Consider the following 20917-nt stretch of genomic DNA (forward strand, 5'->3'; position numbering starts at 1 on the left):
TCGAAGCTCCTCGATCAAGGAGTGAGCTGGTGTCCGACATCCATCTCGATCAGAACGTGTTGGCGGCCCTGCAGGACGTCATGGAAGATGAGTATTGCGTGCTGCTGGATACCTTCCTGTCCGACTCGGATGAGCGCCAGCGCCACCTCCATCAGGCGCTTGCCGCCGCCGACAGCCAGGCCCTGCGCCTGGCCGCGCACAGTTTCAAGGGCAGTTGCAGCAACATGGGGGCGCCCATGCTGGCGGGCCTGTGCAAGCAGCTGGAGGAAGCCGCCCGCCGCGAGCGGCTGGACGAGGCCCCCGGGCTGATCGAGCAGATCGAGCGCGAATTCGCCATCGTGCGCATCCTGATGAGGGCCGAGCGGCAGCGCTGCCGCTGAGTTTTTCCGGCTGACCGAGAAGCTGGCCCGTCCCTTGCTACATTGCGGATACGATCCAACCTGAACGGAGAGTATCCATGTCCGTCGCACCTGATTTCCTCCTCCAGTCCGCGCCCGAGGTTCGTCCCAAGGCGGCCCCGGCGAAAGCCCCGGACACCTCGGCCGAACCCAGCAAGAATGAGGGTTCCAGCTTTGCCGATGTGTACGCCAAAGAGCGCCAGGTGAAAGCCGCCGAGCGCAAGGAGGCGGCTGCCAAGGCCCAGCAGAACAAGTCCGAAGAGGCGCCGCCGGCCGATGAGCCGGTGGTGGCCGAAGCTGCCGCCGAGGAGCCGGTGGTTGCCGAAAGCGGCAATGACTTGCCGGCCGAGGGCGAAGAGGGCGAGCCGGCCCTGGTCGATCCACTGCTGCTGATGGCCATGACCGGGCAGCTGCCCAGCGAGGAGGCGGCGCCTGTTGTCAGCACCGAAGGCACCGGCGAGACGGCCGCTGAGCAGGCCGTGCAGGCGCTGCTGCCGAGTACGGTGGGCGTCGCCAGCGGCGCGCCGGCGACCTTGACCGAGGCCAGCCACGACCCCGAGCTGGACATGCTCAACAGCCTGCCCGGGGTCAAGCTGGCCATGGACATCAGCGCGCAGAACCAGGCCGTTGCCCAGCAAAAGTTGAGCCCTGGTGCCCTGGCGGCGCAGAAAGCGGTCAGCAGCGATGAAGGCTTCGCCAGTGCCCTGGCGGCGTTCGCCGGCGAGGCGGTGACCACCGACGAGGGCAAACTGGAAAAACTGGATACGGCGGAGAACCTGGTGGAGGGGCTCGATAGCCTGTCCAGCGGCCGCGAAATCCAGGGCGAGGCGCGTGCCGATGCCATCGCCAGCAAGCTCAATGCCCTCAGTCAGGCCATCAGCCAGCAGACGGCGATCGGCCAGCGCATGCCGCTGGTGCCCGGCCAGGCGGTGCCCATGCAGCAGGGCGGCTGGAGCGAGGCGGTGGTCGACCGGGTCATGTGGCTGTCCAGCCAGAACCTCAAGTCGGCGGAGATCCAGCTCGACCCGGCTGAACTGGGGCGTCTGGAAGTGCGCATCGAGATGAACAAGGATCAGGCCCAGGTGACCTTCGCCAGCCCCAACGCCGGGGTGCGTGACCAGCTCGAAGGACAGATGCATCGCCTGCGTGATCTGTTCGCCCAGCAGGGCATGACCCAACTCGACGTCAATGTCTCCGACCAGTCGCTGGCCCGCGGCTGGCAGGGCCAGGGCAGTGGCGAGGAGTCGCGCCGCCAGGGCGGCAACTCCCTGGCGGGTAGCAGCGCGGCTGATGACGAACTGCTCACCGGGGTTAGCGAGATCCGCGCGGCCACGGCCGCCGCGCCACGGGGGCTGGTGGACTATTACGCCTGACCATCCGTGCGGGAATAACTGCGCCCGGTGCCGTTAAAAGCACCGGGCGCAGCCGTTTTCGGGTGACAGACGGTCGGCGCCTTGGTATATCGGCAGCCTGTGTCAGACGTGGCGGGGCAAGCTATCTTGTTTACAAGGTGGCATAACACTTGCTCCTAAGCCTTTGACTGCTGAAGAAACACTGAATAGTGACGGATTTCTGGCATGGCCAAAAAACAAGCGCCTAAAGCTCCCAGTGCCGATGCGGCCGGCGACAAGCCGGGCGGCAAGAGCAAACTCAAACTCATCATTCTGATCGTGCTGGTGCTGCTGATCGCCATCGGCGGCTCGGTCGGCGCCACCTGGTTCCTGCTCGGCAAGAGTGCCAGCAAGGACGCCGAGGCGGAGAAGAGCGAGGAGCACAGCGGCGAAACGGCCGCTCCGGTGAAGCTGCCGGCCATCTATGAAGTGGTGGCGCCGGCCTTCATCGTCAACTTCAACTACCAGGGGCGGCAGCGCTACATGCAGGTCAGCGTGGCCCTGATGGCCCGTGACCAGGCCCAGCTGGATGCCCTCAAGGTGCATATGCCGGTGCTGCGCAATCGCCTGGTGATGCTGTTCTCCGGGCAGGACTTCGCCGCTCTGATGACCCCGGTGGGCAAGGAGATGCTGCGCCAGCAGGCCACCGCGACGGTGCAGGAGCTGGCCGAGAAGGAAACCGGCAAGACGGCGATCGAGCAGGTTCTGTTCACCAACTTCGTGCTGCAGTAGGCGGGAGTCCCCATGGCCGTACAAGACCTGCTGTCACAGGACGAGATCGACGCGCTGCTGCATGGCGTCGACGATGGCCTGGTCGAGACCGAGGACGCTGGCGAACCCGGCAGCGTCAAAAGCTATGACCTGACCAGCCAGGATCGCATCGTCCGCGGACGCATGCCGACCCTGGAGATGATCAACGAGCGCTTCGCCCGCTACACCCGCATCAGCATGTTCAACCTGCTGCGCCGCTCGGCGGACGTGGCGGTGGGTGGGGTGCAGGTGATGAAGTTCGGCGAATACGTGCACTCGCTGTACGTGCCGACCAGCCTCAACCTGGTGAAGATGAAGCCGCTGCGCGGCACCGCGCTGTTCATCCTCGACGCCAAGCTGGTGTTCAAGCTGGTGGACAACTTCTTCGGCGGCGACGGCCGCCACGCCAAGATCGAGGGGCGCGAATTCACCCCCACCGAGCTGCGGGTGGTGCGCATGGTCATCGACCAGGCCTTCATCGACCTCAAGGAAGCCTGGCACGCGGTGATGGACGTCAACTTCGAGTACATCAACTCGGAAGTGAACCCGGCGCTGGCCAACATTGTCAGTCCGAGTGAGGTGGTGGTGGTGTCCACCTTCCACATCGAGCTGGACGGCGGTGGCGGCGACCTGCACATCACCATGCCGTATTCGATGATCGAGCCGATCCGCGAGATGCTCGACGCCGGCTTCCAGTCCGACGTCGATGACCAGGACGAGCGCTGGATCAAGGCCCTGCGCGAGGACATCCTCGACGTCAACGTGCCCCTGGGCGCCACCGTGGCCCGCCGCGAACTGCGCCTGCGCGACATCCTGCACATGCAGCCGGGCGACGTGATCCCGGTGGAGCTGCCGGAAAACATCATCATGCGCGCCAATGGCGTACCGGCCTTCAAGGTCAAGCTGGGCGCGCACAAGGGCAACCTGGCCATGCAGGTGCTCGAACCCATCGAGCGCTTGCGCTAAGCGCAGGCGCCACGGCCCGCCAGCGGGTCGCCACTCACAATAGCCAGCCGAGGAATAGCGATGGCCGACGAAGACGAAAACACCACCCCCGAGGAGCAGGCTCTGGCCGACGAGTGGGCCGCGGCACTGGCGGAAGCCGGGGATGATGCCGGGCAGGCCGATATCGATGCGCTGATGGCCCAGGGCGGTGGCGCTGCCGAGCCGTCGGCACCGCGCGCGCCGATGGAAGAGTTCGGCGCCGGGCCCAAGCTCGGCAACGGCCCGGTGAGCCTGGACGGCCCCAACCTGGACGTGATTCTCGACATCCCGGTGTCGATTTCCATGGAAGTCGGCAGTACCGACATCTCCATTCGCAACCTGCTGCAGCTCAACCAGGGTTCGGTGGTCGAGCTTGACCGCCTGGCCGGCGAGCCGCTCGACGTGCTGGTCAACGGCACCCTGATCGCCCACGGCGAGGTGGTGGTGGTCAACGAGAAGTTCGGCATCCGCCTGACCGACGTGATCAGCCCCAGCGAACGCATCAAGAAACTGCGCTGAGACCATCATGCACAAACTGTTCAGCGTGCTTCTGGCCCTGCCGCTCGCGGCCCTGGCCGACGAGCCGGCGGTCAAGACGGTAGCGCCCCTGGCCGGTAGCGATATCGGCGGCCAGCTGGTGCAGCTGCTGCTCGGTCTGCTGCTGGTGGTGGGGCTGATCTTCGCCCTGGCCTGGGTGCTGCGTCGGGTACAGCAGATCGGCCCGCGCGGCGGCCAGGTGATCAAGCTGGTGGCCAGCCAGGCGCTGGGCCCGCGTGACCGCCTGCTGCTGGTTCAGGTGGGCGGCGAGCAGATCCTGCTGGGCATCAGCGCCGGGCGCATCGCGCCGCTGCATGTGCTCAAGGAGCCGGTGCCGCTGAATGACGGCGAGCCGGCCACCCCGGAATTCGCCCAGCGCCTGATGGAGCTGCTCGGCAAGGATCAGAAGGACAAGTCATGAGCGCCTGGCGCATTCTGCTGACCCTGCTGCTGGCGCTGGCCGCGCCGCTGGCGTTCGGCGCCGACGACCCGCTGGCGATCAAGGCCATCACCCTGAGCACCAACGCCCAGGGCCAGCAGGAGTACTCGGTCAGCCTGCAGATCCTGCTGATCATGACGGCGCTGAGTTTCATCCCGGCGTTCGTCATGCTGATGACCAGCTTCACCCGGATCATCATCGTGTTCTCCATCCTGCGCCAGGCCCTGGGCCTGCAGCAGACGCCGTCGAACCAGATCCTGATCGGCATGGCGCTGTTTTTGACCATGTTCATCATGGCGCCGGTGTTCGACCAGATGAACCGCGAGGCCCTGCAGCCCTACCTCAACGAGCAGATGACCGCGCAGGACGCGATCGCCAAGGCCGAGGGGCCGATCAAGGGCTTCATGCTGGCGCAGACCCGCGCCTCCGACCTGGAGCTGTTCGTGCGCCTGTCCAAGCGTACCGACATCGCCTCGCCGGACAAGGCGCCGCTGACCATCGTCATCCCGGCCTTCGTCACCTCGGAGCTGAAGACCGCGTTCCAGATCGGCTTCATGATCTTCATCCCGTTCCTGATCATCGACATGGTGGTGTCCAGCATCCTCATGGCCATGGGTATGATGATGCTGTCGCCGCTGATCATTTCCCTGCCGTTCAAGATCATGCTGTTCGTCCTGGTCGATGGCTGGGCGCTGATCATGGGCACCCTGGCCGGCAGCTTCGGTACCCTGTAGCGAGGCGCACATGACTCCGGAAATCGCCATCGACCTGTTCCGCGAGGGACTCTGGCTCACCGCCATGATTGTCGGCCTGCTGGTGCTGCCGAGCCTGCTGGTGGGTCTGCTGGTGGCGGTGTTCCAGGCCGCCACGCAGATCAACGAACAGACCCTGAGCTTCCTGCCGCGCCTGCTGGTGATGCTGCTCACCCTGATCTGGGCCGGCCCCTGGCTGGTGCGTGAGCTCATGGAGTACACGCAGAACCTGATCCAGAACATTCCGCTGTTGATCGGCTGATGCTCGAACTGACCAATGCGCAGATCGGCGGCTGGGTGGGCCAGTTCCTCCTGCCGCTGTTCCGTATCGCCTCGATGCTGATGGTGATGCCGGTGATCGGTACCCAGCTGGTGCCGGCACGGGTGCGCCTGTACCTGGCTCTGGCGATCTGCCTGGTGCTGGCGCCCAACCTGCCGCCGATGCCGCAGGTGGATTCGGTGAGCCTGCAGTCGATGCTGCTGATCGGCGAGCAGGTGCTGATCGGGGTGATGTTCGGCCTGGTGCTGCAGCTGTACTTCCACCTGTTCGCGGTGGCCGGGCAGATCATCGCCATCCAGATGGGCCTCGGTTTCGCCTCCATGGTCGACCCCACCAACGGTGTGTCGGTGCCGGTGCTCGGCCAGTTCCTGCTGATGCTGGTGACCCTGCTGTTCCTGGCCATGAACGGCCACCTGGTGGTGTTCGAGATCCTCGCCGAGAGCTTCGTCACCCTGCCGGTAGGGCAGGGCCTGTTGACCACCGATCACTTCTGGACAATGGCCGGCAAGCTCAGCTGGGTGATCGCTGCCGGCCTGTTGCTGGCGCTGCCGGTGATCACCGCGCTGCTGGTGGTCAACCTGGCGTTCGGCGTGATGACCCGCGCGGCGCCGCAGCTGAACATCTTTTCCATCGGTTTCCCCCTGACCCTGGTGCTCGGCCTGGTGATCTTCTGGCTGGGTTTGTCCGACTTCCTGGCGCACTTCCAGACGCTGACCAGCGAAGCCCTGCTGCAACTGCGCGAACTGGCGCGGATTCGCTGAGGAGCAACTGCCATGGCAGAAAGCGAAAGTGGCGCGGACAAGAGCGAGGAGCCCACTAGTAAGCGCCGCGAGGAGGCGCGCAAGAAAGGCCAGGTGGCCCGTTCACGGGAGCTCAACACCCTGGCCGTGGTGCTCGGTGGAGCCATCGGCCTGATGATCTACGGCGCGCAGATGGGCGCGACCATGCTGGCCATGATGCGCAGTAACTTCAGCCTGCCGCGCGAGGTGCTGCTGGACGACGGTTCCATGGCGCGCTACCTGCTGGCCTGGGGCATGCAGGCGCTGCTGGCGCTGCAGCCGCTGCTGACCCTGCTGCTGATCGCGGCGATAGTCGGGCCCATCGCCCTGGGCGGCTGGCTGTTCTCCAGCGAGGCGCTGATGCCGCAGTTCAGTCGGATGAACCCGCTGGAAGGGCTCAAGCGCATGTTCTCCACCAAGGCGCTGGTGGAGCTGGTCAAGGCCGTGGCCAAGTTCGCGGTGATCCTCCTGGTGGCGCTGGCCGTGCTCAAGTCCGACCAGCAGGATCTGCTGGCGATCGGCAACGAGCCGGTGGAGGCGGCCATCGGCCACAGCCTCGAGGTGGTGGGGCGCAGCCTGGTGTGGCTGGCCTGCGGGCTGATCCTGATCGCCGCGGTGGATGTGCCGTTCCAGCTCTGGGATGCGCGGCAGAAGCTGATGATGACCAAGCAGGAGGTGCGCGACGAGTACAAGGACAGCGAGGGCAAGCCCGAGGTCAAGTCGAAGATTCGCCAGTTGCAGCGGCAGATGGCCGAGCAGCGCATGATGCAGAAAGTGCCCGAGGCCGATGTGGTGATCACCAACCCGACCCACTTCGCCGTGGCCCTCAAGTACGACCCGAAAACCGGGCAGGCGCCGTTGCTGCTGGCCAAGGGCGGCGATTTCCTGGCGCTGAAGATCCGCGAGATCGCCCAGGAGCACAAGGTCACCCTGCTCGAGTCGCCGGCCCTGGCGCGGGCGGTGTACTACTCCACCGAGATCGATCGGGAGATTCCCGCCGGTCTCTACCTGGCGGTGGCCCAGGTACTGGCCTACGTCTACCAGCTCAAGCAGTTCCGCGCCGGCAAGGGCAAGCGCCCGACGCCGCTGAAGGATCTGCCGATTCCGCCGGATCTGCGCCGCGACGAATAAGGCGCCCGCGCGGCACGTTCGTCGCCTGACTTTGACAGCTCTAACCTGCGACCTACACCTGCTAGTGGGTCGGTGGCCTTGCCGTTGCCGTGGTACTGCACCTGAACGGAGTCAGACCACCACAGCGGAGCATCCCCATGGCCAGAATCGCCCTAACCAGCGCCTTGCGCAGCGAATACGAAAACCTGTTCAACAGCTGCCAGATCCGTCCGGCCAAGGCCGGCGACGTCGAAACCCTTGTCCAGCAACTGCAGAGCAACAGCGCCCGCTACCAGCGGGTAGGGCAGAAGCTGGGAATTCCCTGGGGCTTCATCGCGGTGGTGCACAACCTGGAAAGCAGCCAGCGTTTCGACCGCCACCTGCATAACGGCGACCCGCTGAGCGCGCGTACCGTGCAGGTGCCGGCCGGGCGACCGAAGGCCGGCAACCCGCCGTTCACCTGGGAGCAGAGCGCCGAGGATGCGTTGCTGCTGAAGAAGCTCGGCAGCAGTACCGACTGGAGCCTGGCCGGCACCCTGTACCAACTGGAGCTGTACAACGGCTTCGGCTACCGCCTGTACCACCCGCACGTGCTCTCACCCTACCTGTGGGGCTACAGCAACCATTACGACAGCGGCAAGTATGTGCAGGACGGCACCTGGTCGGACAGCGCCGTGTCCAAGCAGTGTGGTGCGGCGGTGCTGCTGCGGCGCATGGCCGAGCGCGGCCTGATCGAGTTCGCCGACCAGCCGCGGCCGGCGGCCCGTGCCGAGCCGCTGGTGGTTGGCTATTCGATGCAGGCTTCCGCCGATCCGGCCCAGGTGCAGCGGGTCGAGTCGCTGCAGCTGTGGCTCAACGGCTTTCCCGGAGTGTTCGTCAAGGTCGACGGCATTCCCGGCCAGCGCACTTCCGAGGCTTACCGGCTGGTCACCGGCAGCTACCTGCCGGGCGATCCGCGCCTGAATCAGCGCCAGGCCGCCTGAGTGGCGGTGGCCCCGTCGTCGGGCGGGGCCACCGGCCCGACAAGTTGGAATGCTTCTTGCCCTAGCTCCAGCGTGACGCGCTTTTGCGTCAAAAGATTGAATCGGCTGGGGAAAACACGTGGCAGTGGATCGTGCGCAAATCATCGGTGACGTACGCAGCAATCTGGCGGGCCTGCGCAATGGCAGCCTGGGTATTCCGCTGCTGCTGCTGGTCATGCTGGCCATGGTCATGCTGCCGATCCCGCCGTTCCTGCTCGATGTGCTGTTCACCTTCAGCATCGCCCTGTCCATCGTGGTTCTGCTGGTAGCCATCTACTCCCTGCGGCCGCTGGATTTCGCCGTCTTCCCCACCGTACTGCTGGCCGCGACCCTGCTGCGCCTGGCATTGAACGTGGCCTCGACGCGGGTGGTGCTGCTGCACGGCCAGGACGGCCACGACGCCGCCGGCAAGGTGATCCAGGCCTTCGGTGAGGTGGTGATCGGCGGCAACTACGTGGTCGGTATCGTGGTGTTCGCCATCCTCATGATCATCAACTTCGTGGTGGTCACCAAGGGTGCCGGGCGGATCTCCGAGGTCAGTGCGCGCTTCACCCTGGATGCCATGCCCGGCAAGCAGATGGCCATCGACGCCGACCTCAACTCCGGCCTGATCGACCAGACCGAAGCCAAGCGTCGCCGCGTGGAGGTGGCCCAGGAGGCCGACTTCTACGGCTCGATGGATGGTGCCAGCAAGTTCGTTCGCGGTGACGCCGTCGCCGGCCTGCTGATCCTCTTCATCAACCTGATCGGCGGTATCGCCATCGGCGTGATGCAGCACGACCTGGCCTTCGCCGAGGCGGGGCGCATCTACACCCTGCTGACCATCGGTGACGGTCTGGTGGCGCAGATCCCGTCGCTGCTGCTGTCCACCGCTGCGGCGATCATGGTGACCCGCGTGTCCACCTCGGAAGACATGGGTGCCCAGGTCAGCCGGCAGATGTTCGCTTCGCCCAAGGCCCTGGCCGTGTCCTCGGCGATCATGATCGCCATGGGCATGGTGCCGGGCATGCCGCACTTTTCCTTCCTCAGCCTCGGCCTGGTGGCGGCCGGCGCGGCCTACTGGATCGCCAACAAGCAGCGCAAGACGAAGGAGGAGGCGGTCAAGGAAGTCCAGCGCCAGCAGGAGCTGCTGCCGGCGCAAAAGGCCCAGGAGGTCAAGGAACTGGGCTGGGACGACGTCACCCCGGTGGACATGGTCGGCCTGGAGGTGGGCTATCGGCTGATCCCGCTGGTCGACCGCAACCAGGGTGGCCAGCTGCTGGCGCGAATCAAGGGGGTACGCAAGAAGCTGTCCCAGGAAATGGGCTTCCTGATGCCCTCGGTGCATATCCGCGACAACCTCGACCTGCTGCCCAACGCCTATCGCCTGACCCTGATGGGCGTCAGCGTGGCCGAGGCGGAGGTGTATCCGGAACGCGAGCTGGCGATCAACCCGGGGCAGGTGTTCGGCACCCTCAACGGCATCGCCGCCAAGGATCCGGCGTTCGGCCTGGAGGCGGTGTGGATCGACCCGACCCAGCGCGATCAGGCGCAGTCCCTCGGCTACACCGTGGTGGACGCCAGCACGGTGGTCGCCACCCACCTCAACCAGGTGCTGCACAAGCATGCCCACGAGCTGCTGGGGCACGAGGAAGTGCAGCAGCTCATGCAACTGCTGGCCAAGAGCTCGCCGAAGCTGGCCGAGGAGCTGGTGCCGGGCATGGTGTCGCTGTCGACCCTGCTCAAGGTGCTGCAGAGCCTGCTGCAGGAACAGGTGCCGGTACGCGACATCCGCAGCATCGCCGAAGCCATCTCCAACGTGGCGCCAAAGAGTCAAGATCCCGCCGCGATGGTTGCCGCGGTTCGCGTCGCGCTGTCCCGTGCAATCGTGCAAAGCATTGTGGGACTAGAGCCGGAGCTGCCTGTGATCACTCTGGAACCCAGGTTGGAACAGATATTGCTCAATAGCCTGCAGAAGGCCGGTCAGGGCTCCGAGGATGGCATCCTCCTGGAACCTGGCATGGCCGAGAAGCTGCAACGCTCCCTGGTGGAAGCGGCGCAGCGCCAGGAAATGCTCGGCAAACCGGTGATCCTGCTGGTAGCCGGCCCGGTTCGGGCGATGATGTCGCGCTTCGCGCGGCTCGCCGTAGCCAACATGCATGTCCTGGCCTATCAGGAAATACCGGATAACAAGCAGGTCACCATCGTTGCGACGGTGGGCCAGAACTGAGGGTTCTAAGCCATGCAAGTCAAACGCTTCTTCGCCGCCGATATGCGTACCGCCATGAAACTGGTGCGTGATGAACTGGGCGCCGATGCCGCCATCATCGGCAACCGCCGCGTGGCCGGCGGGGTCGAGCTGACTGCCGCGCTGGACTATCAGATGCCCACGCCGCCGGCCCGCCAGCCCAACCTGGCGCTGGAGGCCGAGCTGCGCAAGACCCAGGCCAAGATCGCCACGGCCCAGGCCGAGCTGATCAGCCGCGCGGTGGTGGATCCCAGCAAGGATCGCCAGCTGTTCGCCAATGAGTCGCTGGTGGCCCCTGAGCTGCCGGCCACCCCGGTCAAGGCACCGCGCCCGGCTCCGGTCGCAGCCAAGCCGCAGGTGGCCCTGCAGAGCGCAGCGATGGATCAGCGGGCACTGGATGCCATGCGCTTCGAGCTGCATGGCCTGCGTGAACTGATCGAAGTGCAGCTGGGCTCTATCGCCTGGGGCCAGCTGCAGAACCGTAAGCCGCAGCAGGCCAACCTGTGGCGTCGCCTGCAGCGCATGGGCCTGTCGGCCGAGCTGTCCAAGGCACTGCTGGAGCGCGTGGCCAAGGTCGCCGATCCGCGCCAGGCCTGGCGCATGCTGCTGGCGCATCTCGCCCATGCGATCAAGACGCCCAAGGTAGAGCCACTGGAAGAGGGCGGGGTAATCGCTCTGGTCGGCCCGGCCGGCATGGGCAAGACCACTACCCTGGCCAAGCTGGCCGCGCGTTACGTGCTCAAGTACGGCCCGCAGAGTATTGCCCTGGTCGGCATGGACAGCTTCCGCATCGGCGCCCAGGAGCAGCTCAAGACCCTCGGCCGCATCCTCAACGTCTCGGTGACCCAGGTCGATCCCGGTCAGTCGCTGCTGCAGGCCCTGGCGCCGCTGGCACGCAAGCGCGTGGTGCTGATCGATACCGCCGGCCTGCCGGGCAATGATCCGGCCCTGCGCCTGCAGCTGGAGAGCCTGGCCAACCGCGGGGTGAAGGCGAAGAATTACCTGGTGCTGGCGGCTACCAGCCAGAGCCAGGTGCTCAAGGCGGCCTACCATAGCTACAAGGCATGCGGCCTGGCCGGCTGCATTCTGAGCAAGGTGGATGAGGCGACCAGCCTGGGCGAGGTTTTAGGGCTGGCTATCAGCCAGCATCTACCGGTAGCCTATCTCGCTGATGGGCCGAAGATTCCGGACGATGTGCAGGTACCGCGCAGCCACCAACTGGTGAGTCGCGCAGTGAGCCTGCAGACGCCCGACGATCCCAGCGAGGAAGCCATGGCGGATATGTTCGCCGGCCTGTACCACCACCCGGCGCGACGCGCGGGTTAGGGCGGGCGGTAGCGCTCAAGGCGATCTAGTGTTGAGGAAAGGGTCGGTGTAGTTGCCCGACCAGCCCAGTCCAGGCAAGACAAGGTATTGAGAGAACATGGGTAGTATGCATCCCGTACAGGTGATTGCGGTGACCGGCGGCAAGGGTGGCGTCGGCAAGACCAATGTGTCGGTGAATCTGTCGCTGGCCCTGGCCGATCTCGGTCGTCGGGTCATGCTGATGGACGCTGACCTTGGCCTGGCCAATGTCGATGTGCTGCTCGGCCTGACTGCCAAGCGCACCCTGGCCGATGTGATCGCCGGCGAGTGCGACCTGAAAGACGTGCTGATCCAGGGGCCCGGCGGCATCCGCATCGTGCCGGCTGCCTCCGGCACGCAGAGCATGGTGCAGCTGACGCCGTCGCAACATGCCGGCCTGATCCAGGCCTTCAGCGACATCAGCGACAACCTCGATGTGCTGGTGATCGACACCGCCGCCGGCATCGGCGACGGCGTGGTCAGTTTCGTGCGCGCGGCCCAGGAAGTGCTGGTGGTGGTGTGCGACGAACCGACCTCGATCACCGACGCCTACGCCCTGATTAAGTTGCTTAACCGCGATTACGGCATCAGCCGATTCCGTGTGCTGGCCAACATGGCGCACAGCCCGCAGGAAGGGCGCAACCTCTTTGCTAAACTGACCAAGGTGACCGATCGTTTCCTCGATGTGGCCCTGCAATACGTAGGTGCCGTGCCGTACGACGAATCGGTACGCAAGGCCGTGCAAAAGCAGCGCGCGGTATATGAAGCTTTCCCGCGCTCGAAATGCGCACTGGCGTTCAAAGCGATAGCCCAGAAAGTCGACACGTGGCCCTTGCCGGCCAACCCGCGTGGCCATCTGGAGTTCTTCGTCGAGCGTCTGGTGCAGCAGCCGATCGCGGGTACGGCGGTATGACAGCAGCCACTGGACTCCGTATGTACAACAAGGCGCAGGCGCAGGATTCCCAGCACCAGCTGATCGAGCGCTACGCGCCGCTGGTCAAGCGCATCGCCTATCACTTGCTGGCCCGCCTGCCGGCCAGCGTGCAGGTGGACGACCTGATGCAGGCCGGCATGATCGGCCTGCTGGAAGCGTCCAAGAAATACGACGGTGGCAAGGGCGCCAGTTTCGAGACCTACGCCGGCATCCGCATCCGTGGCGCCATGCTCGACGAGGTGCGCAAGGGTGACTGGGCGCCGCGTTCGGTGCACCGCAACACCCGCATGGTCAGCGACGCGATTCGAGTAATTGAGGCGCGCACGGGAAGAGACGCTAAAGATCAAGAAGTTGCGGCCGAACTCCAATTGAGTCTCGAGGATTACTACGGCATTCTTGGCGACACTTTGGGCAGCCGCCTGTTCAGTTTCGACGACCTGGTACAGGACGGCGAACATGGTGGTCTGCACGAAGACAGCAGCAGTGCACAGGCCGAGCCTTTGCACGATCTGGAAGACGAGCGTTTCCAGGCAGCACTGGCCGATGCCATTGCCCATCTGCCGGAGCGCGAGCGCCTCGTGCTGGCGCTGTATTACGACGAAGAACTGAATCTCAAGGAAATCGGCGAAGTACTGGGGGTCAGCGAGTCCCGGGTCAGCCAGTTGCACAGCCAGTGCGCCGCACGTTTGCGCGCCAGGCTGGGTGAGTGGCGCGCGGGCTGACGCACTGCCGGTTTCATGATTGCGACGTCCCCGGGTACCGGTGGCGTTTAGGACTGTACGGAGGTCGACTTGGACAAGAACATGAAAATCCTCATCGTCGATGATTTCTCGACGATGCGCCGGATCATCAAGAACCTCTTGCGCGATTTGGGCTTTACCAATACCGCCGAGGCCGATGATGGCGTGACGGCGTTGCCTATGCTGCAAAGTGGCAGCTTCGACTTCCTGGTTACCGACTGGAACATGCCGGGCATGACCGGGATCGACCTGCTGCGCGCGGTGCGTGCCGATGATCGCCTGAAGACCCTGCCAGTGCTGATGGTGACCGCCGAGGCCAAGCGCGATCAGATCATCGAGGCCGCACAGGCCGGGGTGAATGGCTACGTAGTCAAGCCGTTCACTGCCCAGGTGCTGAAGGAGAAGATCGAGAAGATCTTCGAGCGGGTTAACGGCTGATGTTCGCCACGAGGGCGCTATGGCAAACGATGACTCCTCTCTGGGCGAACTTGAATCGACCCTGAAGCTTCATGCAACGCAGCTTGTCGAAAGCCTGGAAAAGGGCCGTTTCGGCGAGGCGGTGCAACTGATCCACGAACTGAACCAGACCCGTGACCGCGGCCTGTATCAGGAAGTGGGGCGACTGACCCGCGAACTGCACAACGCGATCGTCAATTTCCAGATCGATCCGCGCAATCCGCACGCCCAGGAAATCTCGCAAATCACCGACGCCACCGAACGGCTGTCCTACGTGGTGCAGATGACCGAGAAGGCGGCCAACCGCACCATGGATCTGGTCGAGCAAAGCGCGCCACTGGTCAACGACCTGGGTGACGAGGCGCAGAGCCTGAGCGCCGAGTGGGGCCGCTTCATGCGCCGCGAGCTGGGCGCCGACGCCTTCCGCGAGCTGGCCAAACGCATCGAGCTGTTCCTCGCCCGTAGCGAGCGCGACAGCCAGAAGCTGTCCGGCCACCTCAACGACATTCTGCTGGCGCAGGATTACCAGGATCTCACCGGTCAGGTGATCAAGCGCGTGACCCAGCTGGTCACCGAAGTGGAGAGCAACCTGCTCAAGCTGGTGCTGATGGCCAGCCACGTCGACCGCTTTGCCGGTATCCAGCATGACCACGAGGCGCTGCGCGCCGAGCAAGAACAACAAAAAGAGCCTTCCCGGGGTGAAGGTCCGCAGATCCATGCCGATAAGCGTGAGGACGTCGCATCCAACCAGGACGATGTCGATGATCTGCTGTCCAGCCTGGGATTTTAAGGCTCTAACAGAGCCTTTGGAGCGCACCGATGAGCTTCGACGCCGATGAAGAAATCCTCCAGGACTTCCTGGTAGAGGCCGGCGAAATTCTTGAGTTGCTGTCCGAGCAATTGGTCGAGCTGGAAAGCCGGCCAAATGACATGGATCTGCTCAATGCCATTTTCCGTGGTTTCCATACGGTCAAGGGTGGCGCGGGCTTCCTCCAGTTGAACGAACTGGTCGAGTGCTGCCACATCGCGGAAAACGTGTTCGACATCCTGCGCAAGGGCGAACGGCGGGTGACCGCCGAGCTGATGGACGTGGTGCTGCAGGCGCTCGACTCGGTCAACGAGATGTTCAGCCAGGTGCGCGAGCGTACCGAAGTCACGCCTGCCACTCCTGAGCTGCTTGAGGCGCTGTCGCGCCTGGCCGAGCCGGAGAGCGCCGACGAGGCAGTTGCTGCAGCCGAACCGGAAGTCGAGGAAGAGGTCGAGGCTGAAGTCGAATCGCAAGCCGTTGCCGGCAGCGATATCACCGACAGCGAGTTCGAACAACTGCTGGATGCCATCGACGAGCCGGCCGCCGACGCCGGCGCCGCGCCAGCTGCTGCAGCGGGCGATGAAATCACCGACGACGAATTCGAGGCGCTGCTCGACCAGCTGCACGGCAAGGGCAAGTTTGCCGAAGCGGCTGCCGCTCCTGCTGCGCCGGCTCCGGCCCCGGCGGCCAAGCCTGCTGCTGTTGCGGCCGGCGGTGATGAGATCACCGATGACGAGTTCGAGGCGCTGCTCGACCAGTTGCACGGCAAAGGCAAGTTTGCCGAGCCGATGGCCGAGGCTCCTGCCGCTGCTCCTGTGGCGGCCGCTGCTTCGGCTGCCGGTGCGGGTGACAACATCACCGACGACGAATTCGAAGCGCTGCTCGACCAGTTGCATGGCAAGGGCAAGTTCACCGAAGAGGCCATTCAGCCGGCAGCCGCTGCCGCAGTGAAGGCCGCTCCGGCGCCGACCCCGGCGGCCAAGCCTGCCGCCAAACCGGCAGCTAAGCCGGCAGCCAAGCCTGTGCTCAAGGCCGAGCCGGCCAAGGCTGCAGCTCCAGCCCCGGCTCCGGCGCCCGCTGCCGACAAGGCCGCGCCCGCCGCCAGCGAGGCGGAAACCACCGTACGGGTGGATACCGCGCGCCTGGACGAGATCATGAACATGGTCGGCGAGCTGGTACTGGTACGTAACCGCCTGGTGCGCCTGGGCCTGAACAGCGGCGACGAGGCCATGTCCAAGGCCGTCTCCAACCTCGACGTGGTCACGGCTGACCTGCAAACGTCGGTGATGAAGACCCGCATGCAGCCGATCAAAAAGGTCTTCGGCCGCTTCCCGCGCCTGGTTCGCGACCTGGCGCGTCAGCTGAAGAAAGAGATCAACCTGGAGCTGGTCGGCGAAGAGACCGACCTCGACAAGAACCTGGTCGAGGCCCTGGCCGATCCGCTGGTGCACTTGGTGCGCAACGCGGTCGACCACGGTATCGAAATGCCGGAAGAGCGCGAGGCCTCGGGCAAGGCGCGTGGCGGCCGGGTAGTGCTGTCCGCCGAGCAGGAAGGCGACCATATCCTGCTGTCGATCTCCGACGATGGCAAAGGCATGGATCCGGAAATCCTCCGTTCCAAGGCAGTGGAAAAAGGCCTGCTGGACAAGGATGCGGCCGATCGCCTGAGCGAGACCGAGTGCTACAACCTGATCTTCGCTCCCGGCTTCTCGACCAAGACCGAGATTTCCGACGTGTCCGGTCGTGGTGTCGGCATGGACGTGGTGAAGACCAAGATCTCCCAGCTCAACGGCATCATCAACGTGCACTCGGCCAAGGGCCAGGGCTCGAAGATCATCATCAAGGTGCCGCTGACCCTGGCGATCATGCCGACCCTGATGGTGATGCTGGGCAACCAGGCCTTTGCCTTCCCGCTGGTCAATGTCAACGAGATCTTCCATCTCGACCTGTCGCGCACCAACGTGGTGGACGGCCAGGAAGTGGTGATCGTGCGCGACAAGGCGCTGCCGCTGTTCTACCTCAAGCGCTGGCTGGTGCGTGGCGCCGCCTACGAGGAGCAGCGTGAAGGCCATGTGGTGATCCTCACCGTCGGCAGCCAGCGCATCGGCTTCGTGGTCGACCAGCTGGTGGGCCAGGAAGAGGTGGTGATCAAGCCGCTGGGCAAGATGCTGCAGGGTACGCCTGGTATGTCCGGCGCTACCATTACCGGTGACGGGCGCATTGCCCTGATCCTCGATGTGCCGAGCATGCTCAAGCGCTACGCACGTCGTGTCTGATTGATTGCAGGCTGGGCGTCGTCCAGCCGCTCAGGAGTGTTTATGGCTGTCAAAGTCCTGGTGGTGGATGATTCCGGCTTCTTCCGCCGCCGGGTCTCGGAGATACTTTCCGCCGACCCGAATATCCAGGTGGTTGGCACGGCCACCAATGGTCGTGAGGCGATCGATCAGGCGCTGGCACTGAAGCCGGATGTGATCACCATGGACTACGAGATGCCGATGATGGACGGCATCACGGCAGTACGGAACATCATGCAGCGCTGTCCGACCCCGGTGCTGATGTTCTCCTCGCTGACCCATGAGGGCGCCCGTGTCACCCTCGACGCGCTGGATGCCGGTGCGGTCGATTTCCTGCCGAAGAACTTCGAAGACATCTCGCGCAACCCGGAGAAGGTCAAGGCGCTGCTGTGCGAGAAAGTCCACTCGATTGCGCGCAGTAATCGACGCTACAGCGGTTACACCCCGTCTTCTGCCTCGGCCCCTGCGACCAGCACTAGCAGTGCAGCGCCGGCGGCGCGTCCGACCGCGCCAAGCGCGGCACCGGTGCGCCCGGCGCCTGCTCATGCTGCCCCGGCGCCGGCCGCTGGCGGTGCGGCCCCAAAGCGTAAATCCTACAAGCTGGTGGCGATCGGTACCTCCACCGGTGGCCCGGTGGCCCTGCAGCGGGTGCTGACCCAACTGCCGGCCAATTTCCCGGCTCCCATCGTGCTGATCCAGCACATGCCGGCGGCCTTCACCAAGGCGTTCGCCGAGCGTCTGGACAAGCTGTGCCGGATTTCCGTCAAGGAGGCCGAGGATGGCGACCTGTTGCGCCCCGGCCTGGCGCTGCTGGCCCCTGGTGGCAAGCAGATGATGGTCGACCCGCGTGGCGTGGTGAAGATCCTGCCCGGAGACGAGCGCCTGAACTACAAGCCCTGCGTCGATATCACCTTCGGCTCGGCGGCCAAGTCGTTCAATGACAAGGTGCTGGCGGTGGTGCTGACCGGCATGGGGGCCGACGGCCGCGAGGGCGCGCGCCTGCTCAAGCAGGGGGGCAGCCAGGTGTGGGCTCAGGATGAGGCCAGCTGCGTGATCTATGGCATGCCGATGGCTATCGTGAAGGCCAATCTGGCGGATGCCGTGTATGGACTGGATGACATCGGCAGGCATCTGGCCGAGGCCTGTCTCTGATGGATGTACTCAGCCTCATCGGGATCATTCTGGCGTTTGTCGCCATCCTCGGCGGCAACTACCTGGAAGGTGGTCATGCCGGGGCGCTGATCAACGGGCCGGCGGCCCTGATCGTGATCGGCGGTACCCTCGGTGCGGCATTCCTGCAGGCGCCAGTGAGCGTGTTCAAGCGCTCGTTGAACATCCTGCGCTGGATCGTTTTCCCGCCGCGGGTAGATCTGCCTGGCGGCATCAATCGCGTGGTTGGCTGGAGCATGGTGGCGCGCAAGGAGGGCCTGCTGGGCCTGGAGCCGGTGGCCGACAGCGAGTCCGATCCCTATGCCCGCAAAGGCCTGCAGCTGCTGGTCGATGGCGCTGAACCGGAGGCCATTCGCAGTATCCTCGAGGTGGATCTGTACACCCAGGAGGGGCGCGATATCCAGGCCGCCAAGGTGTTCGAGAGCATGGGCGGCTACGCGCCAACCATCGGCATCATCGGTGCTGTAATGGGCCTGATCCACGTCATGGGCAACCTGGCCGACCCCAGCAAGCTTGGCGCCGGCATTGCCGTGGCGTTTGTCGCCACCATCTACGGCGTGGCCTTCGCCAACCTGCTGCTGCTGCCGGTAGGCAACAAGCTCAAGGCCATTGCCGTGCGCCAGTCGCGTTACCGTGAAATGCTCCTCGAAGGCATCCTGTCCATTGCCGAGGGCGAGAACCCGCGCTCCATCGAACTGAAGCTGCAAGGCTTCATGGACTGACGGGGTAGGGGATATGGCCCGGCGGCGGCATCACGAAGAGCATGAGAATCACGAGCGCTGGCTGGTTTCCTACGCGGATTTCATCACCCTGCTGTTTGCCTTTTTCGTGGTGATGTACTCCATCTCCTCGATCAACGAAGGCAAGTACAAGGTGCTTTCGGAAAGCCTGGTGGGCGTGTTCAGCGAGCCGGAGCGCTCGACCAAGCCGATTGCCGTCGGTGACGAACGCCCGCATACCACCGAGCCCGACCGCTCGATGGTCGAAGACAATCCCAACAGCACCACGGCGATCGACAGCCCGGGCGCCGACCCGCTGCAGGAAATCGCCAGCAGTGTGCAGGAAGCCTTTGGCGACCTGATCAATTCCAACCAGTTGACTGTGCGTGGTAACGAGCTGTGGATCGAGATCGAGCTGAATTCCAGCCTGCTGTTCCCCAGTGGCGATGCAGTACCCAACGACATGGCCTTTACCCTGGTGGAGAAGGTCGCGAAGATTCTCGCGCCTTACCAGAATCCGGTGCATATCGAGGGTTTCACCGATAACCAGCCGATCAGCAGCGCGCAGTTCCCCAGTAACTGGGAGCTGTCTACGGCGCGGGCTGCCAGTATCGTGCGGATGCTCGCCGCCGATGGCGTCGACCCTGCGCGCATGGCGGCAGTGGGCTACGGCGAATTCCAGCCGGTGGCGGACAACGCCACCGCCGAAGGGCGGGCGCGCAATCGCCGGGTGGTGCTGGTGATCTCGCGTAATCTCGATGTCAGGCGCAGTATCAGTGGTGTAGGAAGTGGCAAGGCGCAGCCGGATGCTGCATTGCAGAGGGCTGGCACGCAATCTGCACCGGTGTCCCCGGTCACGGGTTCTGTCCCGGGTTCCGTCAATAATTCGACGCCTGCGCCATGAGGCGCCTATCAGTTCTCGGCAAGGCTGCCGCCATGTCGGGAGGACGATGACGATGAAAGTCTGGGCAGTAGCCAATCAAAAAGGTGGGGTCGGCAAAACCACCACATCCATCGCACTGGCCGGCCTGCTGGCCGATGCCGGCAAGCGGGTGGTGGTGGTCGATCTCGACCCGCACGGTTCGATGAGCAGCTATTTCGGGCACGACCCGGATACGCTGGAACACAGCAATTTCGACCTGTTCCTGCACCAGGGCAATGTCCCGCGGGGGTTGCCGGCCAGCCTGTTGCTGCCGACCAGCCACGAGCTCATTTCCCTGCTGCCGTCCAGCACCGCGCTGGCTACCCTCGAGCGCCAGTCGCCGGGGCAGAGTGGTCTGGGCCTGGTAATAGCCAAGAGCCTGGCGCAGCTGTGGGACAAGTTCGACCACGCAATCATCGACAGCCCGCCCTTGCTCGGCGTACTGATGGTCAACGCCCTGGCGGCCAGCCAGCAGCTGGTGATCCCGGTGCAGACCGAGTTTCTCGCGGTCAAGGGGCTGGAGCGCATGGTCAACACCCTGGCCATGATTAACCGCTCGCGCAAGCAGGCGCTGCCCTACACCATAGTGCCGACCCTGTTCGACCGGCGTACCCAGGCCTCGCTGGGCACCCTGCGGGTGTTGCGCAATGCCTATCCCGAGCATCTGTGGCAGGCCTACATCCCGGTGGATACGCGCCTGCGCGATGCCAGCCGGGCCGGGCAGACACCCTCGCAGTTCGACAGCAACAGCCGGGGTGTGATTGCCTACCGCGCGCTGCTCAAGCATTTGCTGGCCGCACAGCCGGCCAGCCAGGTAGCCTGAAATGCCGCGCTATGCTGAACAGACAGGTTCAAGACATC

At 64.6% G+C, this 20917-nt stretch carries 22 protein-coding genes; all 22 read left to right on the forward strand.

The window, feature by feature from the left end; genetic code table 11:
- The first annotated feature begins 29 nt into the window (after positions 1-29).
- The 22 genes from A9179_RS09255 to A9179_RS09360 all read left to right on the forward strand — a co-directional run bounded on the left by A9179_RS09255 (position 30) and on the right by A9179_RS09360 (position 20879).
- Complete coding sequence (locus A9179_RS09255; protein ID WP_187805529.1) at positions 30-380, forward strand: Hpt domain-containing protein; 351 nt, start codon at positions 30-32, stop codon at positions 378-380.
- A gap of 77 nt (positions 381-457) precedes the next feature.
- Positions 458-1771, forward strand: a complete 1314-nt coding sequence (locus A9179_RS09260; RefSeq protein ID WP_187805530.1) for a flagellar hook-length control protein FliK — start codon at positions 458-460, stop codon at positions 1769-1771.
- Between the two features lie 204 nt (positions 1772-1975).
- Positions 1976-2521 carry a flagellar basal body-associated protein FliL gene (fliL, locus tag A9179_RS09265; RefSeq protein WP_187805531.1) on the forward strand — a complete coding sequence of 182 codons (546 nt, stop codon included), beginning with the start codon at positions 1976-1978 and terminating at the stop codon, positions 2519-2521.
- Positions 2522-2533: 12 nt separating this feature from the next.
- Complete coding sequence (gene fliM / locus A9179_RS09270) at positions 2534-3505, forward strand: flagellar motor switch protein FliM (protein WP_187805532.1); 972 nt, start codon at positions 2534-2536, stop codon at positions 3503-3505.
- Positions 3506-3565: 60 nt separating this feature from the next.
- Entirely contained in the window at positions 3566-4042 is a 477-nt protein-coding gene (fliN, locus tag A9179_RS09275) for a flagellar motor switch protein FliN (protein WP_187805533.1), read from the forward strand.
- 7 nt (positions 4043-4049) lie between these two features.
- On the forward strand, positions 4050-4481 hold the full coding sequence (fliO, locus tag A9179_RS09280) for a flagellar biosynthetic protein FliO (protein WP_187805534.1): 432 nt from the start codon (positions 4050-4052) through the stop codon (positions 4479-4481).
- Positions 4478-5233, forward strand: a complete 756-nt coding sequence (gene fliP / locus A9179_RS09285; RefSeq protein WP_187805535.1) for a flagellar type III secretion system pore protein FliP — start codon at positions 4478-4480, stop codon at positions 5231-5233. Before fliO ends, fliP begins: the two co-directional genes overlap by 4 nt.
- Before the next feature lie 10 nt (positions 5234-5243).
- Complete coding sequence (gene fliQ, locus A9179_RS09290) at positions 5244-5513, forward strand: flagellar biosynthesis protein FliQ (RefSeq protein WP_187805536.1); 270 nt, start codon at positions 5244-5246, stop codon at positions 5511-5513.
- A complete protein-coding gene (gene fliR, locus A9179_RS09295; protein ID WP_187805537.1) occupies positions 5513-6292 on the forward strand; it encodes a flagellar biosynthetic protein FliR in 780 nt (259 codons plus the stop codon). The genes fliQ and fliR overlap by 1 nt, the downstream gene beginning before the upstream one ends.
- Before the next feature lie 12 nt (positions 6293-6304).
- Complete coding sequence (gene flhB / locus A9179_RS09300) at positions 6305-7441, forward strand: flagellar biosynthesis protein FlhB (protein ID WP_187805538.1); 1137 nt, start codon at positions 6305-6307, stop codon at positions 7439-7441.
- A 137-nt stretch (positions 7442-7578) separates the two neighbouring features.
- Positions 7579-8403, forward strand: a complete 825-nt coding sequence (locus A9179_RS09305) for a hypothetical protein (protein ID WP_187805539.1) — start codon at positions 7579-7581, stop codon at positions 8401-8403.
- Between the two features lie 124 nt (positions 8404-8527).
- Positions 8528-10651 (forward strand): flagellar biosynthesis protein FlhA, encoded by a 2124-nt coding sequence (gene flhA / locus A9179_RS09310; protein WP_187808543.1) that lies wholly within the window; start codon positions 8528-8530, stop codon positions 10649-10651.
- Positions 10652-10663: 12 nt separating this feature from the next.
- Positions 10664-11995, forward strand: a complete 1332-nt coding sequence (gene flhF, locus A9179_RS09315; RefSeq protein WP_187805540.1) for a flagellar biosynthesis protein FlhF — start codon at positions 10664-10666, stop codon at positions 11993-11995.
- A 97-nt stretch (positions 11996-12092) separates the two neighbouring features.
- The gene (fleN, locus tag A9179_RS09320) at positions 12093-12926 is read left to right on the forward strand and encodes a flagellar synthesis regulator FleN (RefSeq protein WP_187805541.1); all 834 of its coding nucleotides are present in this window, start codon (positions 12093-12095) and stop codon (positions 12924-12926) included.
- On the forward strand, positions 12923-13669 hold the full coding sequence (gene fliA, locus A9179_RS09325) for an RNA polymerase sigma factor FliA (protein ID WP_187805542.1): 747 nt from the start codon (positions 12923-12925) through the stop codon (positions 13667-13669). The genes fleN and fliA overlap by 4 nt, the downstream gene beginning before the upstream one ends.
- A gap of 81 nt (positions 13670-13750) precedes the next feature.
- Positions 13751-14125, forward strand: a complete 375-nt coding sequence (locus tag A9179_RS09330) for a chemotaxis response regulator CheY (RefSeq protein ID WP_090254048.1) — start codon at positions 13751-13753, stop codon at positions 14123-14125.
- A gap of 19 nt (positions 14126-14144) precedes the next feature.
- Positions 14145-14933 carry a protein phosphatase CheZ gene (locus A9179_RS09335; RefSeq protein WP_187805543.1) on the forward strand — a complete coding sequence of 263 codons (789 nt, stop codon included), beginning with the start codon at positions 14145-14147 and terminating at the stop codon, positions 14931-14933.
- Positions 14934-14962: 29 nt separating this feature from the next.
- A complete protein-coding gene (locus A9179_RS09340) occupies positions 14963-17227 on the forward strand; it encodes a chemotaxis protein CheA (RefSeq protein WP_187805544.1) in 2265 nt (754 codons plus the stop codon).
- Positions 17228-17269: 42 nt separating this feature from the next.
- The gene (locus A9179_RS09345; RefSeq protein WP_187805545.1) at positions 17270-18397 is read left to right on the forward strand and encodes a protein-glutamate methylesterase/protein-glutamine glutaminase; all 1128 of its coding nucleotides are present in this window, start codon (positions 17270-17272) and stop codon (positions 18395-18397) included.
- Positions 18397-19137, forward strand: coding sequence for a flagellar motor protein (locus A9179_RS09350; RefSeq protein ID WP_187805546.1), 741 nt, complete (start codon positions 18397-18399; stop codon positions 19135-19137). The genes A9179_RS09345 and A9179_RS09350 overlap by 1 nt, the downstream gene beginning before the upstream one ends.
- Positions 19138-19150: 13 nt before the next feature.
- On the forward strand, positions 19151-20038 hold the full coding sequence (gene motD / locus A9179_RS09355) for a flagellar motor protein MotD (RefSeq protein ID WP_187805547.1): 888 nt from the start codon (positions 19151-19153) through the stop codon (positions 20036-20038).
- Positions 20039-20090: 52 nt separating this feature from the next.
- Positions 20091-20879: a ParA family protein gene (locus tag A9179_RS09360; protein ID WP_187805548.1), complete on the forward strand. Its 789-nt coding sequence runs from the start codon at positions 20091-20093 to the stop codon at positions 20877-20879.
- Positions 20880-20917: the final 38 nt, after the last annotated feature.

It is taken from the genome of Pseudomonas alcaligenes, from assembly GCF_014490745.1.
Classification (GTDB): domain Bacteria; phylum Pseudomonadota; class Gammaproteobacteria; order Pseudomonadales; family Pseudomonadaceae; genus Aquipseudomonas; species Aquipseudomonas alcaligenes_C.

Excerpts from the sequence above, each read along its gene's own strand:
- fliP (WP_187805535.1), top strand. The coding sequence starts at position 4,478 with ATGAGCGCCTGGCGCATTCTGCTGACCCTGCTGCTGGCGCTGGCCGCG.
- A9179_RS09345 (WP_187805545.1), top strand. The coding sequence starts at position 17,270 with ATGGCTGTCAAAGTCCTGGTGGTGGATGATTCCGGCTTCTTCCGCCGC.
- fliN (WP_187805533.1), top strand. The coding sequence starts at position 3,566 with ATGGCCGACGAAGACGAAAACACCACCCCCGAGGAGCAGGCTCTGGCC.
- fliM (WP_187805532.1), top strand. The coding sequence starts at position 2,534 with ATGGCCGTACAAGACCTGCTGTCACAGGACGAGATCGACGCGCTGCTG.
- fliQ (WP_187805536.1), top strand. The coding sequence starts at position 5,244 with ATGACTCCGGAAATCGCCATCGACCTGTTCCGCGAGGGACTCTGGCTC.
- motD (WP_187805547.1), top strand. The coding sequence starts at position 19,151 with ATGGCCCGGCGGCGGCATCACGAAGAGCATGAGAATCACGAGCGCTGG.
- fliL (WP_187805531.1), top strand. The coding sequence starts at position 1,976 with ATGGCCAAAAAACAAGCGCCTAAAGCTCCCAGTGCCGATGCGGCCGGC.
- flhF (WP_187805540.1), top strand. The coding sequence starts at position 10,664 with ATGCAAGTCAAACGCTTCTTCGCCGCCGATATGCGTACCGCCATGAAA.
- A9179_RS09305 (WP_187805539.1), top strand. The coding sequence starts at position 7,579 with ATGGCCAGAATCGCCCTAACCAGCGCCTTGCGCAGCGAATACGAAAAC.
- flhB (WP_187805538.1), top strand. The coding sequence starts at position 6,305 with ATGGCAGAAAGCGAAAGTGGCGCGGACAAGAGCGAGGAGCCCACTAGT.
- A9179_RS09340 (WP_187805544.1), top strand. The coding sequence starts at position 14,963 with ATGAGCTTCGACGCCGATGAAGAAATCCTCCAGGACTTCCTGGTAGAG.
- fleN (WP_187805541.1), top strand. The coding sequence starts at position 12,093 with ATGGGTAGTATGCATCCCGTACAGGTGATTGCGGTGACCGGCGGCAAG.
- fliO (WP_187805534.1), top strand. The coding sequence starts at position 4,050 with ATGCACAAACTGTTCAGCGTGCTTCTGGCCCTGCCGCTCGCGGCCCTG.
- A9179_RS09350 (WP_187805546.1), top strand. The coding sequence starts at position 18,397 with ATGGATGTACTCAGCCTCATCGGGATCATTCTGGCGTTTGTCGCCATC.
- A9179_RS09330 (WP_090254048.1), top strand. The coding sequence starts at position 13,751 with ATGAAAATCCTCATCGTCGATGATTTCTCGACGATGCGCCGGATCATC.
- A9179_RS09360 (WP_187805548.1), top strand. The coding sequence starts at position 20,091 with ATGAAAGTCTGGGCAGTAGCCAATCAAAAAGGTGGGGTCGGCAAAACC.
- A9179_RS09335 (WP_187805543.1), top strand. The coding sequence starts at position 14,145 with ATGGCAAACGATGACTCCTCTCTGGGCGAACTTGAATCGACCCTGAAG.
- fliR (WP_187805537.1), top strand. The coding sequence starts at position 5,513 with ATGCTCGAACTGACCAATGCGCAGATCGGCGGCTGGGTGGGCCAGTTC.
- A9179_RS09260 (WP_187805530.1), top strand. The coding sequence starts at position 458 with ATGTCCGTCGCACCTGATTTCCTCCTCCAGTCCGCGCCCGAGGTTCGT.
- fliA (WP_187805542.1), top strand. The coding sequence starts at position 12,923 with ATGACAGCAGCCACTGGACTCCGTATGTACAACAAGGCGCAGGCGCAG.